The following is a 13,768-nucleotide window of genomic DNA, read 5'->3' on the forward strand; positions in this document are numbered from 1 at the left end:
ACGCTGTATATAACATAAACAACCCTCATCGGCGCTGAACCTCCCCGCGTCCTTGCTCGCACCGTAAAGGCTAGATGGCGCTACGTCACGCCAGATTAACCATAACTGTTGCTGCTGTTCTCAACAGCACCTACAAACCTCTGCGGGGAGCTTGCATGATTCGTCACGCCAATAGGATGGGGCGGCCGCTTGACGGCCACATGGCGCGTTCGTGGGAGGGCGGCGCCAGCTTCACGCTCGGCAATCGGCTCTATCGCGCGGTCTGGATCGTTACTTGGTGTCTCCTTGCCGCGTGGACGCCACCAGGGTTCCGGGCGTGGCGCCGTGTCTTGTTACGGCTGTTCGGCGCTTCGATAGCCCCAACCGCCAATGTCTATGGCAGTGCGCGCATCTGGTCGCCTGGCAACCTCATCATGGACGATCATGCCGCGATCGGGCCGCGCGCGACGATCTATGCGATGGCCCCGATCCGGATCGGTGCACACGCCGTGGTCTCCCAGGGTGCCCATCTATGCGCCGGGACACATGATATCGAGGATTCAGCCTTCCAGCTCCGCGTACGCCCGATCGTCATCGGCGCACGCGCCTGGATTGCTGCGGAGGCTTTCGTCGGGCCGGGCGTGAGCATTGGGGAAGGGGCAGTGCTGGGCGCGCGCGCCTGCGCGATGCGAGATGTCGCCGCGTGGACGGTATGTAGCGGTAATCCGGCACGCGTGGTGCGGCAGCGCCGAATTCGCTTCGTCGCTACTGCATGATTACCGCCGCGGCGGGCGAGCCGCCTGACCTCACGGTGGTCATCCTCACCTTCAACGAGGCGCATCACATCGCGCGCGCCATCCAGAGCGTTCGGAATATCGCGCGCGAGATCCTAGTTATCGACAGCTTCTCCAGCGATGCGACTGTTACACTGGCGCAGGCGCTCGGTGCGCGCGTGATCCAGCACACCTTCGTCAGCCATGCGGCGCAGCTGCAATGGGCGCTCGATCATGGCGACATCACCACCGACTGGACGATGCGGCTGGACGCCGACGAAGTGGTCGAAGCTGACCTCGCGGATGAAATTGCGCGACGCCTGCCCGATCTGCCACCCGATGTCTGCGGTGCTGAGGTCGATCGCAAGCATATCTTCATGGGACGCTGGATCAGGCATGGCGGCCGTTACCCGCTGCGCTTGGTGCGGCTGTGGCGCACGGGCAGCGGGCGAGTGCAACAGCGCTGGATGGATGAGCACGTGGTCGTCCACGGCGGCCGCACGATCCTGTTGCGCGGCGGTCTCGCGGACATGAACCTGGGGGACCTCAGCTTCTTCACCGCGAAACACAATGATTACGCCAGTCGCGAGGCGGTGGAAGTGCTGGCGGCACGCCACGGCCTGTTCGAGGCCGCCCCGCCACCCTCCACCCGCCAGGCCCGGCGACGGCATTGGATCAAGCTGCGCATCTACAATCGACTGCCGCTGTGGGCGGGGCCACTAACCTATTTTCTCCAGCGCTACGTGGTGCAGCTTGGCTTCCTCGATGGGCGGCCGGGCCTCGTCTATCATCTGCTGCAAGGCTTCTGGTATCGCTTCCTGGTCGCGGCGAAGGTTGCGGAGTGGGGGCCGACGCTGGCGCGCTGCACGTCGCGCGACGAGCAGATCGCCTGCCTTTCGCGCCTGTCCGGATTTACCCTTGGCGCCGCGACGTGACGCGGATCCTGCGTATCATCACCAGCGCGGATCCGCGCACCGGCGGGCCGATCGAAGGCGCACGGCAAGTCGGCGAGATCTGGTCGCGAGCCGGCCACCAACAGGATCTGCTGACGCTCGATCCGCCGGATGAACATCACCTTCATGATTATCCTGGCACCATCGTCGCGCTTGGCCCGTCACGCGGTACGCGGCTGGCCGAGCGCTACCGTTATAGCCCGGCGATGCTGCCATGGCTGGCGGCGCACCTGCGGGATTATGACGCGGTGATCGTGTCCGGCCTGTGGCGCTATGCGGCGCGTGGCGCGATGCGGGCGCTGGCGGGCAGCGACATACCCTATGTCGTCTTCCCGCACGGGATGCTCGATCCCTGGTTTCGGCGTACCGCGCCGCTCAAGCACCTCGGAAAACAGGCATCCTGGTGGTGGGCGGAGGGTCGGCTGCTCGCCGGCGCACGCCACGTATTGTTCACGAGCGAGGAGGAGAGGTGCCGTGCCCGAGGCGCATTCTGGCCGTACCGCGTCAACGGCACCGTGGTTGCCTATGGCACGCCGCGCCCGAGCCACAGCGACGCTTCCGCTGCGGCCTTTCGCGCCCTCTTCCCGTCGCTCGGCGATTGCCGATACCTGCTGTACCTCGGCCGCCTTCATCCCAAGAAAGGTTGCGACTTGCTGGTAGAGGCTTTCGGCAAGATCGCGCCCCATCATCCGGACCTCGATCTGGTGCTTGCCGGGCCCGATCAGACCGGGCTCGGCTCGTCGCTGCAGGAGACGGCGCAGAAGCTTGGCCTCAGCGACCGCATCCACTTCCCTGGCATGATCGAGGGGGAGGCAAAGGCAGGTGCGCTTCGCGCCGCGGAAGCCTTCATCCTTCCCTCGCACCAGGAGAATTTCGGCATCGCCGTGGCCGAGGCGCTTGCGCATGGCACGCCGGTGCTAATCAGCGATCAGGTGAACATCTGGCGAGAAGTGCTCGCGGAGGGTGCCGGGCTCGTCGCGCCGGACACGCTTGCCGGAACGGCGCATCTGCTCACCCGCTTTCTCGCGCTTTCGCCGGAGGAGCGCGCTGCGATGCGCGGTAGGGCCTTGCACTGTTTCGAGCATCGCTTCGATCTCGAACACGCGGCAGCCGAACTCATGACCCTCCTCCAACGCGAAATCCGCTAGCCGCTGTCCTACATGCGACCGTCTGTGGCAGGAACATAACAAGAACTGCAACGGAGGCTTAGATGGCGGTCGAGGTGGAAGTACCGGCGGGTTTTGTCCCGCAATATGCAGTGGCGTTCGGCGCGGTGGACGGCCCCGCGGTATCGGTGAACATGGCCAATCCGCTGCCCGTTCGCTCGGTGGCGGCGGAGGCGGCGACGGTTGCTTTGGCGGGCATCGCCACGGCGAGCGGCGTTTTTGGACCATTCGTGCCTGCGCTCGATCATCCGATCCGCGTCACACTCTCGGGCGCGTGGACCGGAGCGGTGGAGCTGGTGCGATCGGTGGACGGCGGCGCGACCAAGCTGCCGCTGACGATCGGCGGCGAACGCTGGGGCCGGTTCACTGGTAACGCCAACGAGATCGTGACGGAGGAAAGGGAAGCGGCGGCGAGCTACTTCCTCGCGGTTGCCCTGCAGTCCGGCACGCTCGCGTATCGGGTGGCGCAATGAGCGCGGTGGACGTGGTAGCGCGCGGCGTTGCCGTTCGTGCGCGCAGCGCCGTCGCGGCGGGCAGTCGGCACGGCCGGTTGTTGCGCGCCGCAGATGCCGCCGAGGGCCGCAACCCGGTCGTTCTCCCGCCCTGGCTCGCGCCGCCCGCCTACGCCGCCAGCACGAGCTACAATGTGGGTCAGGTGGTCACCAATGGTGGCTTTTGGTTCATGTGCGGTCTGGCCGGTACAACGCCGGCAACGGGTGGTGGTCCGTTGGTCACCAACAGCGGGCAATATGTCGCGGATGGCGGGAGCGGTGTCTATTGGACCTGCCTTGGCGGGGCACGTGCTCCTGATCAGGGCGATGGCGCACCCACGGTCTCCATCGTCACTGCCAGCCCGTCGATCGGGCCCAATTGGCAGCCGGAGACCTACCCCGCCGCTTACGCTGTTCGCGGCGCCGCGCCCTCGCCTTACCGATCGACCTTCTGGTCGCTCGGCACGTTCGAGGCGAAGCTCGGCACGGTCATGTCGGCCGGCGCATCGGTGGTGTTCGAAAGCGACGCGGATCGGCTGGCGCTGTTCCTACCGGCGAATTCGGCGCAGGTCCGCGTGATCGTCGGCGGCCGTTATCTCATGCCGGGCAGCCATGTGGTGGGCGGCAACGACCAGTGGATGGTGATCGACTGGACGGGTAGCACCGGGCGTCGGCTGCGGCGCTACGAACTGGAAACGGGCAAGAGCGCCTCCTTCTTCGGCTGCGCACAGGTTCCTGTGACCTCGACGGTCAGCGCGGCCGGCGCCGGCACGCCGCGCATGGTGGTGATCGGCGACAGCTACAATGCCGGCTCCAGCTACGGGCCGTGGCTCGCCGGGGGATCGATCGCGCAGCTGCTGGGGAAGCGGCTCGGGTGGCGCGACACGTGGAACCTGTCCATCGGCGGCACGGGGTATCTAAACCCGTCTCCGACCGGCTTCTTCACTTTCCGACAGCGCGTGCCGCAAGCGCTGGCGCTCGCTCCGGACGTGCTGCTGCTGATGGGTTCCACCAACGATGTCGATCATCCGCCGGCGGCGCTGCAGGCCGAAGTGCTGCAGACGATGCGGGCCATCCGTGCCGGCACACCGGCGCCGATCATCGTCGTCGGTGTTCCGTCGATCAACGTTGCAGGCGCCGTGGCCGCGGAAGGGGCAGTTCAGGCGGGGGTTGCGCAGTCAGGGGACCCGCTGGCCTTCTTCGTTCCCATTTGCGGTGCATCGCCGCCCTGGGTGCTGGGCAGCTGGAACAATGGCGGCGGCGGTGTGCCGAGCGGTACGGTCAATGGCGGGCTCTATGTCGCCGCGGATAATGTGCATCCGCCGGAGATCGGCTTCGATTATTATGCCCAGCGGATCGAGCAGGCGATCCGGGCCAAGGTGCTGCCGGTGCTGGCGGGCGCCTGATGCAACCGGGCTGCTGGTTCATTCCGCCAGCAGCCCGAGCCTCGGCATCGGCAGAGAACGACGCCAGCTCGGCAGCGCGCGCCACTCTGCGTGGAGGAGCCGCAATTCGCGCTCGAGATCGGCGAGGATCGCGGCCTTGCTCCAGCGGGAGGCCGCGCGCTCCTTCGCCGCCTGTTCGCACGCAGCGCGCAGCGGTGCATCGTCCAGCAGCCGCTCGATCGCCGCGGCAAACGCCAGCGCATCAGACGGCGGCGTGGTCAGGCCGCCCGCGCCGATCTCCTCGGCGAGCCCGGTGCCCTGTGCGGCCGTGGCAACGATCGGCCGGCCGGAGGCGAGCATGTTGGGTAGCTTCGACGGCAGCACCAGATCCGCCGCACCGCCTATTTGCGGCAGGAGGTGGATGGTCGCAAGCCCCAGCAGATCGCCCAATCGCGCCATGGGTTGAAGGCCGAAGATGCGCACGTTCTCGCAACCCGCCGCAAGGTGCTCCAGCCGCTCGCGCTCAGGCCCATCGCCGCAGATCACGAACAGCAGGTCGCGCCGCGCCGCGAGCAACTTTGCTGCCTCAATGATGATGGGAATGCCTTGTTTGGCGGCGATGTTGCCGGAGTAGAGCGCGATGGACGGTTCGTTGATCCGCCACTGTGCGCGGCAGGGCGACGCTTCGGTGAGCGGCTCAACGGCTGGATTTGCCCAGTTGCGGAACTCGATCACCCGACGTGGATCGTTGCCGCTGGCGACCAGCTTGTCGCACATGGCCGGTGAGATGCTGCTCACGCGATTGCCGCGATGGCCGAGGCGCTGGAGCCGGCGCATCAGCGGATGATCGGCGATCGAGAGCTGGCCGGTTGCGCTGGCCATGTCGAGCTCGAAATCCTGAACATGGACCCACACGGGGCGCCGTGCTGCCCACCCAAACAAGCGGGCGACGATCGTCGAGAGGAAGGACGGTGCAATGGCCACGACGATGTCCGGCCGCCGCCGAAGCAACAGCACCGCGATCAGCGCCGCGGCCGCCAGCAGAGCAAAGCAAAGATGATGCGCCGCCCGCGGCCAGCCGCGTGGAACCGCAGGCACGTAAAGCGGGAGCCGAAGCACCGACACCCCGCTTTCGCGCGATCGCCGAGGCAAGATACCGCGATAGGCCGGATCGATCTTCCATGCGGGATAGCAGGGTTGGCCGCAGATCACCCTTACGCGATGGCCACTCTCTGCCAATGCTTCGGCCATCCCTGCGGTGCAGGGTCCGATTCCGATCGGCTCAGGCGCGTAATTGTGACCGAGGATCAGGATATCCAGGGAAGAGCCGATCACGCGATCGATCGGATCGCTGGAGTTCTCCTGGAGTGCGCACGGATACAGTTGGTTGGCACTGCACTGGCCATGTCAGCGATCCCCCCACGGCCGGGTTGTTCAACCGCGACTCGCGAAAAGGATACGTTAACCAAACTATAAGTCTAGCGTGATCTTGGCATAACTCGCCAGATCAAAGATGAGGGCCCGAAACTCTGGCCCTCACCTGATAAGAAACGTTCGTCAGAACTTCGGGCCCGCGACGGCACGCGGCGCGCGTTTTGGCTTTTCGTCGATCAGCTTGGCGATGGCGGGGGAGCGCGCATCGGCATGGGCATAGTCCCGCGCGGACATGCCGGCGACATTATCGGTCTGGTCAGGGTTGGCGCCGGCCGCGAGCAGCGCGCGCACCAATGCGAGGTCCCGCTTCTGCACGGCCCGGATCAGCGGCGTTTCGCCGCCGCCATTCCCGAGATTGGGATTCGCCTTGGCCCCGGTCAGCAGGTCGACCATGCCGTTCTGGCCATATTGCACGGCGAGCAGCAGCGGTGTGTCGCCGCGGCCGTCGCGCAGGTTCGGATCGGCGCCGCGCGACAGCAGATAGCGCAGATAGGTTTCGTCGCCGCGCTTGATCACGATGTGCAGCGCGCCTTCGCCGGTGGTCACGTCGCGCGCGTTGACGATCGTCTGCCCCGGCTGGTCGAGGATCTTGATCACCTCCTCGCCCTTGGCGCTCTTCACGGCTTCGAGGAACTTGTACCCTTGCGACTGCTGCTGCGCGGCAGCGGGCAGGGCAGTGCCGATGAGGGCGGGGACGAAAAGGGCAGGAAGGATCAGTCGGCGCATCGTCTTCACGGGGGTCAATCCATCGTCATGGTTGCAGCGACGGCCCTAACAGACCAAGGCTGGCAAGGCTATGAACGCCCGTATCTTTGCCCTTTTCGCCGCACTCGCCGCAACCGCCTGTTCGCCGGAAGCTCCGCCGCAGCGCCCGCCGCTTGAGGGCGCGCGGATCGGCGGCCCCTTTGCGCTGACTGATCAGGACGGAAAGGCGGTTACCGACGCAAGCTTCGCCGGAAAGTACCGCATCGTCTATTTCGGCTACACCTTCTGCCCGGATGTCTGCCCGCTCGACGCGCAGAACATCGGCGCGGCGCTCAAGCTGCTGGAGAAGACCGATCCCACCCTGGCGCGCAACATCGTGCCGATCGTCATCACCGTCGATCCCGCGCGCGACACGCCCGCGGTGATGAAGCAGTTCGTCTCCGCCTTCCACCCGCGCATGGTAGGCCTCACCGGCAGCCCGGAAGAGATCGCGCGCGTCGCCAAGGAATATGGCGTCTATTTCAAACGCGGTGCCGGCACCCCAGATGGGTATATGATGGACCACAGCCGCCAGGCCTATCTGATGTCGCCGGACGGTAAACCGCTGGCGCTTCTGCCGCAGGAAGGGCCGCCGCAGGGCATCGTGGACGAGATCAAACGCTGGGCGAAATGAGTCGGTTCTGGGAAGACACACCGCTGGAAAAGCTTGATCGCGCGCAGTGGGAGGCGCTGTGCGACGGCTGCGGCAAATGCTGCCTTCACAAGCTGGAAGATGAAGAGACAGGTGAACTGATCCCGACCAATGTCGCATGCAGGCTGCTCGACCGGCGCAGCGGCCAGTGTTCGGATTACCGGCACCGCCACGCCTATGTCTCGGAATGCGTGCGGCTGACGATGCGCAACGTGCGCGAGATCGACTGGCTGCCGACCACCTGCGCCTATCGCCTGCGGGCGGCGGGGGAAGCGCTTCCCGACTGGCATTACCTCGTCTCGGGAGACCGGGATGCGGTGCATCGCGCCGGCGAATCAGTGCGCGGCTGGACGGTAAGCGAAGACGACGCCGGCGAATTCGAGCATCATATCGTCGATCGGGTGCTGTGAGCCACGACATCGATGTCGTGCGGCATCCCACCGCACGGCGGTTGAAGCTGGCCTTCGATCCGGCGAGCGGCCGCGTCCGCCTTACGATTCCCCGCCGCGCCTCGGCCAAGGCCGCGCTCGCCTGGGCGGCCGATTACGAGGATTGGATCGCCGCGCAGCGCGCCAAGTTGCCCGATGCGTGCCCGTTCGTCGATGGCGCCACCCTGCCGTTCGCGGACGCGGTGCTGACGATCGCGTGGCGGGAAGGGGCGTCGCGCGTCGTTCGCCGCGAAGGCGACACGCTCATGCTGTCCGGCCCGCGCGAGACGATTGCCCGGCGAGTCGAGGCCTGGCTACGACGCGAGGCGCTGCGGCTACTGGAAACGGATACGGCCTTCTATGCGGCCCGTGCGCGCGTGTCGGTGGACAAGGTGACGGTCGGCGATCCGCGCGGCCGTTGGGGCAGTTGCAGCAGAAGCGGCGCGATCAGGTACAGCTGGCGGCTCGTGCTGGCGCCCGAAGCGGTGCGGCGGGCGACTGCCGCGCATGAAGTGGCGCACCGCGTCCACATGGATCACTCGCCGGCGTTCCACGCGCTGGTCGCGGCGCTTTATGGCAGCGATCCAACCCCGCATCGCCGCTGGCTGCGCACCAACGGCGCGGCGCTTCACTGGTACGGGCGGTCGGCCGGGGGCGGCGCCTGATAGCGGGGATCGCGGCGCGCCTCGCGATAGGGGTCGCGGCCCATCTCCCGGCTCATGTCACGCCCCTGCTCACGGCCCGGCTCACGCCCCTGTTCACGCCGCGGCTCGCGCGGTTGATCCCGACCCGTGACACGGTCGATCCAGTCCTGGTCCAGTTGCTGCGGCGGCGGCTGATCGCCATCCGGATAGCCTTCGGGCACCGGCCGTTCGGCGCGCGATGAGGGCCGCTCGATGCCCTGGCCCGCCGGGTCGACCGGCACCGGCACGCCGCCGGCCGCCACCGGATCGCCGTTCTCGTCGACGAACACGCCATTGTCGGGTTCGCCGAAATAGCTCTCCTCGTCCGGCTCCAGCTGCCATTCGGGCAACGTCACTTCGGTGTCGAACTGTTCGATCGGCCGGTTCGCCACCGCGACGCGCATGAACTGAGCAAAGGCGCGCGCCGGGGCGGTGCCGCCGTGGAGGCCCGGCACTGGCCTCGCGTCGTCCCGGCCCATCCAGACGCCGGTGGTGATCCCGGAGGAGAAACCGAGGAACCAGCCATCCTTCGACGAAGAGGTCGTGCCGGTCTTGCCCGCCACCGGCCGCCCGATCTGCGCCGCGCGGCCGGTTCCGGTGTTGACGGCCGTCTGGAGCAGATCGGTCATCTGTGCCGCGACGTAAGGCGCCACCAGCACGCGGCTGCGATCCACCTCGTGGTTGTAGATCACCTCGTTGTTCGCGGTCACCTTGGTGATGCCGAACGGCGTGACGGCAACGCCCTTGTTGGCCACGCTGGCGAAGGCACGGGTCATGTCGATCAGCCGCACGTCCGACGTGCCGAGCACCATCGAGGGCTGGGTGTTGACCGGCGTGGTGATGCCGAAGCGGCGCGCCATGTCCGCCACCGTAGTGAAGCCCACCTGCTGGCCCAGCCGCGCCGCCACCGTGTTCAGCGAATAGGCGAAGGCCGTGCGCAGCGTCACCTGGCCGGAGAAACGGCGCGAATCGTTGCGCGGGCTCCAGCCGTCGATCGTGATCGGGCCGTCGAGCTCGCTCGATTCCGGGGTCTTCCCGGCTTCCAGCGCGGCGAGATAGACGAACAGCTTGAACGCCGATCCCGGCTGGCGCTGCGCCTGCGTCGCGCGGTTATAGATCGACGAGACGTAATCCTTGCCGCCGACCATCGCGCGAACGGCGCCGTCGCGGTCGAGCGCGACCAGCGCACCCTGCGCGCCGCCGGGTGCCTGCTGGCGGATCGCCGCATCGGCCGCGCGCTGCATCGAGAGGTCCAGCGTCGTCCAGACTTCCAGCGGCTTTTCCGTCTCGTCGATCAGCATTTCCAACTGGGGCAGCGCCCAGTCGGTGAAATAGCGTACGCTGTTCTGCTTGGGCTCGGGCGCCAGCTTCACCGCCTGCGGATCGGCGCTGGCCGCTTCGGAGGGCGAGATCGTGCCGTTGTCGGCCATCACGCGCAGCACCACCTGCGCGCGATCGACCGCTGCCTGCGCGTCGGCTGTCGGCGAGTAGTTGGAGGGCGCCTTGACGAGGCCAGCGATGATCGCCGCCTCGCTCAGCGTCAGCCGGTTCGCGCCATGGCCGAAGAATTTGCGCGACGCAGCGTCGATTCCATAGGCGCCGCCGCCGTAATAGACCTTGTTCAGGTACAGCTCGAGGATCTGATCCTTGCTGAACTTGCGCTCCATCGCGAGCGCGAGGATCCATTCGCGGAACTTGCGGCCGAACTTCTTCTGGTTGTTGAGGAAGACGTTGCGGGCGAGCTGCTGCGTGATGGTCGAGCCGCCCTGCACCCAGCGGCCGCGATCCAGCCGCACCTTCACCGATCGCGCGACGCCGATCGGATCGACGCCGAGGTGGCTGTAGAAGCGCTTGTCCTCGACCGAGACGGTCGCGTCACGCATCACGCGCGGGATGCGATCATAGGCGAGCCATTCGCCATAGCTTGGCCCGATCGAGACGAGCACGGTGCCGTCGGCCGCATGGACGCGGATCATCTGGCCGTTGGGGGACGATTTCAGCTCCTCGAAGGAAGGGAGCTGCGCGCGGGCGATATAGACCGCGGTGACGAGGGCACCCAGCGCCAGCACGGCGAGCGCGATCATAACCTTGATCGTGATCGACAGGCGGCGGCGCCAGGGCGAGCGGGGTGCGGGGCGGCGTGCCATTGGATACCGCTTGCCGGATAGAAGCTTAGGCCATGCTTAACAAGATGGCCGGACAGGCCGCGATCACCCCCGCTCGGCCGAAATCCGCGTCGCCTGGGCGATCATCCGCACCAGCGCGGGCGCGTGGCGGAAGGCGGGGAGCAGCCGCGCGGCGAGCGGCGGATGCTCGGCGGCGCCGCGCACCGCATCGGCAATTCCGATCGGGCGGCGCAGGCGCCGGGCGAAGCGCGGCTGCCAGTCGCTCATCGCCCCTTCGCGCAAATAGGCGCGCGCCGCCGAAACCCCGCTGGCCAGCGCGATGCCCATGCCCTCACCGGCGAGCGAGGGGATCACTCCGGCCTGGTCGCCCAGCCGGAACAGCCCGGGATGCGATTCCTCGTCGCGCCACCCGTACGGCACGTTCGCCACCGCGTCGGCGCCACTATGGGCAAAGGCGAGGCGGTCGCCGAGCTGTGGGGCCTCGCGGCCGATGCCGGCCAACAGGGTGGCAGGATCGCCCACCTCGTGCAGGCGGGACCGGCGCACCGCGAGGCAGATGTTCGCCGACCCGTCCTCCTGCCGCACCACGCCGGTATAGCCGCGATCGAACAAGTGAAGCTCGATCGCATCGCCGATCAGCCGATCGAGCGCCGGGTGCGTCGCGGCCCGCACGCGCAGGCCGAGTGCCGGATCCTCGCCGCGTGCGCCGGATGGGCGCCCGAGGCCGCGCACCTCATGCTTCCCACTCGCGAGGAACAGCGCCTTGGGGGCAAACAAACTGCCATCGTCGAGCCTGACGGCGTCGCGGATCGACCGAACCGAAACACCTCGCTCAACCGCCGCGCCCAGCGCCGCCGCCTGGTCGAGCAGCAGGGCGTCGAGCCGTCGGCGCGATACGCCGATCGCAGGGCGCGGCAGCGCCGCCTCGGCCACCCGGTCCCCGGCGATGATCCGGACGCGGGTGATCCGTTCCCGGTTCAGCGAATCCGGTTCGATCCCGAGGTCTTGCAGGGTTTCCAGCGTGCGCCAGCTGAGGAAGCCGCCGCACAGCGCATCACCGGCTTCGCGATTGCGCTCCAGCAAAAGCGGCGCTTCGTCGCCCCGCGCGAGCGTGATCGCCGCCGCCGATCCCGCGGGCCCACCACCAACGATCAGCGCGTCTAGCGTTCGCACACGCGCTCCACGCACAGCCGAAAGGGAAAATAGCGCGACACGCGCGCATCCTGAATGCCGGCCTCGGCAAGGATCGGCGGCCATTCCGATGGCCGATAACTGCGGGCGATCGAGAGCGTGCCGTCATGCCGCACGATCGGATGCCAGCGCGCGAGGCGGGCGAGCAGGGGATAGCCGCGATAGGAAAAACCGTGGCGATGCAGGTCGTTGACCAGCCAGCCCACGCGCGCCTCAGCCTCCATGAAGCGCAGGAAAGCGACGAGTTGATCGTGGCTCATGTGATGCGCGACGAGGCTGGAAATGACGAAATCCCACGGTTCGGCCGCCAGATCCGCATAGTCGCCGGTGACGAGCCGGATCGATGCCGGCGTGCGTGGCCGGGCGGCCTGTTCGCTGCGTGGATTGAGATCGACGCCGACGAGATCGAAGCTTCGGCCGTGCCGGTCGGCCCATTTGCCGATGCGGCGCAGCATGTCGCCATCGCCAAAGCCGACGTCCAGCAGCCGGTAACGCCCGCCCTTACGCGTCGCGCGCGACAGGAAGGCGAGCGTCGGCCGGGCCGCCAGCGTCACGACATTCACCTTCGCCAGATCGGCAACGACAGCGGCATAGACCTCTGGTTCGAGATCATCAGCGTCCATCAGTTCCTCGGCCGTAGCGCGCACGGCAAGGCTCATGCGGCGCTCCGGAAGCCGAAGCCTTCCGCCGCCAGCCCCGGCCCGAAGGCGAGCGCCACGCCGTGCGTCACCGGCGGGCCGGCGAACAGCCGCGCAAGCACGAACATCAGCGTCGCGGAGGACATGTTGCCGTTGTCCGCCAGCACGGCGCGCGACCCGGCCAGCGCATCATCCGGCAGCCGTAGGGCATGTTCCACCGCATCGAGGATCGAACGTCCGCCGGCGTGGACCGCCCAGACGTCCGGCGTCGCGCCTTGGGTCAGCACCTCCACGAGGTCGGGATCGGCAAGCGCGGTGCTGATCCGGCCGGGCACCTCGCCAGACAGATGCATGGCAAAGCCGCGGTCGGTGATGTCCCAGCGGATCAGCTCGGCGGAGCCGGGAAGGGTAGTGGCAAAGGGGCGCTCCAGCGCAAAGCCATTCGGCTCGGCAGTGACGAGCGCGGCCGCTGCGCCGTCCCCGAACTGCAGCATGGCAAGCAAAGGTTCCAGCGCGTCGGCAGCCTGCAGGTGCAGGGTGGAAAGCTCCACCGTTACCACCAGCACGCGTGCCTCTGGCTCCGATCGCACGATGTGGCGGGCGCTTCGGAGTGCCGCGACCGCAGCATAACAGCCCATGAACCCGACGAGCAGCCGTTCCACACTGGGCGGCAAGCCAAGCCGGGCGGCGATGATCTGGTCGATCCCTGGCGCGACGAAGCCGGTGCAGCTCGCCACCACCAGGTGCGTGATCGCGCCGAGCGGCTGGCGGCTGGCGAGATCGTCGATCGCGGCGAGTGCCAGGACCGGCGCCGCCTCGGCATAGATCCGCATCCGTTCGGCCGTTCCGGGGTGGGGCTCCGCGGCGTAGAAGCCGCCGGGATCAACCGGCGATCCGTTCGCGTCCGGCAATACCGACCAGCGATGCTCAATCCCCGATCGCGTGCCCATGCGATCGAACAGCCGGCGCTCCCGCTCGGGCAGGCGAGCACGGGCCCAGGCGATGAAGGCGCCATGGATGTCGTGCCCCGGCACCGCCGTGCCGATCATGTTGAGATGGGCGTTCATGTCCGCGGGTAACGCGCGGCAACGCGATTCGGCTCGCGCTCATCCCAGGGTGTTAGCT

The 13,768-nt window shown here is 67.4% G+C and carries 14 protein-coding genes; 8 read left to right on the top strand and 6 right to left on the bottom strand.

Annotation, left to right across the window (positions count from 1 at the left end):
• Window positions 1-155: 155 nt before the first annotated feature.
• The 5 genes from ACH0CP_RS06735 to ACH0CP_RS06755 all read left to right on the top strand — a co-directional run bounded on the left by ACH0CP_RS06735 (window position 156) and on the right by ACH0CP_RS06755 (window position 4,768).
• Window positions 156-755, top strand: coding sequence for a putative colanic acid biosynthesis acetyltransferase (locus ACH0CP_RS06735; RefSeq protein ID WP_294442684.1), 600 nt, complete (start codon window positions 156-158; stop codon window positions 753-755).
• Window positions 752-1,687, top strand: coding sequence for a glycosyltransferase family 2 protein (locus tag ACH0CP_RS06740; protein WP_294442685.1), 936 nt, complete (start codon window positions 752-754; stop codon window positions 1,685-1,687). Before ACH0CP_RS06735 ends, ACH0CP_RS06740 begins: the two co-directional genes overlap by 4 nt.
• Window positions 1,684-2,853 carry a glycosyltransferase gene (locus ACH0CP_RS06745; RefSeq protein ID WP_294442686.1) on the top strand — a complete coding sequence of 390 codons (1,170 nt, stop codon included), beginning with the start codon at window positions 1,684-1,686 and terminating at the stop codon, window positions 2,851-2,853. Before ACH0CP_RS06740 ends, ACH0CP_RS06745 begins: the two co-directional genes overlap by 4 nt.
• Before the next feature lie 62 nt (window positions 2,854-2,915).
• Complete coding sequence (locus ACH0CP_RS06750) at window positions 2,916-3,344, top strand: hypothetical protein (protein WP_294442687.1); 429 nt, start codon at window positions 2,916-2,918, stop codon at window positions 3,342-3,344.
• On the top strand, window positions 3,341-4,768 hold the full coding sequence (locus ACH0CP_RS06755; protein ID WP_406875452.1) for an SGNH/GDSL hydrolase family protein: 1,428 nt from the start codon (window positions 3,341-3,343) through the stop codon (window positions 4,766-4,768). Before ACH0CP_RS06750 ends, ACH0CP_RS06755 begins: the two co-directional genes overlap by 4 nt.
• An 18-nt stretch (window positions 4,769-4,786) precedes the next feature.
• Here the strand turns inward: ACH0CP_RS06755 and ACH0CP_RS06760 are convergent, their stop codons facing one another.
• Together ACH0CP_RS06760 and ACH0CP_RS06765 are read right to left on the bottom strand one after the other, a co-directional pair.
• Complete coding sequence (locus ACH0CP_RS06760) at window positions 4,787-6,082, bottom strand: WcaI family glycosyltransferase (protein ID WP_406875453.1); 1,296 nt, start codon at window positions 6,080-6,082, stop codon at window positions 4,787-4,789.
• Between the two features lie 222 nt (window positions 6,083-6,304).
• Entirely contained in the window at window positions 6,305-6,907 is a 603-nt protein-coding gene (locus ACH0CP_RS06765) for an ankyrin repeat domain-containing protein (protein WP_294442705.1), read from the bottom strand.
• A gap of 70 nt (window positions 6,908-6,977) precedes the next feature.
• Here ACH0CP_RS06765 and ACH0CP_RS06770 point away from each other — a divergent pair, with 70 nt between their 5' ends.
• From ACH0CP_RS06770 to ACH0CP_RS06780, 3 genes are read left to right on the top strand one after another with little or no spacing between them, the layout of a single operon-like run.
• The gene (locus tag ACH0CP_RS06770) at window positions 6,978-7,559 is read left to right on the top strand and encodes an SCO family protein (RefSeq protein ID WP_294442690.1); all 582 of its coding nucleotides are present in this window, start codon (window positions 6,978-6,980) and stop codon (window positions 7,557-7,559) included.
• Complete coding sequence (locus ACH0CP_RS06775) at window positions 7,556-7,987, top strand: YcgN family cysteine cluster protein (protein ID WP_294442692.1); 432 nt, start codon at window positions 7,556-7,558, stop codon at window positions 7,985-7,987. The genes ACH0CP_RS06770 and ACH0CP_RS06775 overlap by 4 nt, the downstream gene beginning before the upstream one ends.
• Window positions 7,984-8,670 (top strand): M48 family metallopeptidase, encoded by a 687-nt coding sequence (locus tag ACH0CP_RS06780; protein ID WP_294442693.1) that lies wholly within the window; start codon window positions 7,984-7,986, stop codon window positions 8,668-8,670. The genes ACH0CP_RS06775 and ACH0CP_RS06780 overlap by 4 nt, the downstream gene beginning before the upstream one ends.
• Here the strand turns inward: ACH0CP_RS06780 and ACH0CP_RS06785 are convergent.
• The 4 genes from ACH0CP_RS06785 to ACH0CP_RS06800 form a co-directional block, all read right to left on the bottom strand.
• Window positions 8,634-10,835 (bottom strand): transglycosylase domain-containing protein, encoded by a 2,202-nt coding sequence (locus ACH0CP_RS06785; protein WP_294442694.1) that lies wholly within the window; start codon window positions 10,833-10,835, stop codon window positions 8,634-8,636. The two genes, ACH0CP_RS06780 and ACH0CP_RS06785, sit on opposite strands and share 37 nt — an antisense overlap.
• Before the next feature lie 63 nt (window positions 10,836-10,898).
• Window positions 10,899-11,987 carry an NAD(P)/FAD-dependent oxidoreductase gene (locus tag ACH0CP_RS06790; RefSeq protein ID WP_294442695.1) on the bottom strand — a complete coding sequence of 363 codons (1,089 nt, stop codon included), beginning with the start codon at window positions 11,985-11,987 and terminating at the stop codon, window positions 10,899-10,901.
• Entirely contained in the window at window positions 11,975-12,664 is a 690-nt protein-coding gene (locus tag ACH0CP_RS06795; RefSeq protein ID WP_294442696.1) for a methyltransferase domain-containing protein, read from the bottom strand. Before ACH0CP_RS06795 ends, ACH0CP_RS06790 begins: the two co-directional genes overlap by 13 nt.
• Window positions 12,661-13,710, bottom strand: coding sequence for a type III polyketide synthase (locus ACH0CP_RS06800; RefSeq protein ID WP_294442697.1), 1,050 nt, complete (start codon window positions 13,708-13,710; stop codon window positions 12,661-12,663). Before ACH0CP_RS06800 ends, ACH0CP_RS06795 begins: the two co-directional genes overlap by 4 nt.
• Between the last annotated feature and the right edge of the window lie 58 nt (window positions 13,711-13,768).

The sequence above is a fragment of the Sphingomonas sp. 179-I 2A4 NHS genome, assembly GCF_045369135.1.
Lineage (GTDB): Bacteria > Pseudomonadota > Alphaproteobacteria > Sphingomonadales > Sphingomonadaceae > Sphingomonas.

Excerpts from the sequence above, each read along its gene's own strand:
- ACH0CP_RS06735 (WP_294442684.1), top strand. The coding sequence starts at position 156 with ATGATTCGTCACGCCAATAGGATGGGGCGGCCGCTTGACGGCCACATG.
- ACH0CP_RS06740 (WP_294442685.1), top strand. The coding sequence starts at position 752 with ATGATTACCGCCGCGGCGGGCGAGCCGCCTGACCTCACGGTGGTCATC.
- ACH0CP_RS06750 (WP_294442687.1), top strand. The coding sequence starts at position 2,916 with ATGGCGGTCGAGGTGGAAGTACCGGCGGGTTTTGTCCCGCAATATGCA.
- ACH0CP_RS06755 (WP_406875452.1), top strand. The coding sequence starts at position 3,341 with ATGAGCGCGGTGGACGTGGTAGCGCGCGGCGTTGCCGTTCGTGCGCGC.
- ACH0CP_RS06765 (WP_294442705.1), bottom strand. The coding sequence starts at position 6,907 with ATGCGCCGACTGATCCTTCCTGCCCTTTTCGTCCCCGCCCTCATCGGC.
- ACH0CP_RS06770 (WP_294442690.1), top strand. The coding sequence starts at position 6,978 with ATGAACGCCCGTATCTTTGCCCTTTTCGCCGCACTCGCCGCAACCGCC.
- ACH0CP_RS06775 (WP_294442692.1), top strand. The coding sequence starts at position 7,556 with ATGAGTCGGTTCTGGGAAGACACACCGCTGGAAAAGCTTGATCGCGCG.
- ACH0CP_RS06785 (WP_294442694.1), bottom strand. The coding sequence starts at position 10,835 with ATGGCACGCCGCCCCGCACCCCGCTCGCCCTGGCGCCGCCGCCTGTCG.
- ACH0CP_RS06795 (WP_294442696.1), bottom strand. The coding sequence starts at position 12,664 with ATGAGCCTTGCCGTGCGCGCTACGGCCGAGGAACTGATGGACGCTGAT.
- ACH0CP_RS06800 (WP_294442697.1), bottom strand. The coding sequence starts at position 13,710 with ATGAACGCCCATCTCAACATGATCGGCACGGCGGTGCCGGGGCACGAC.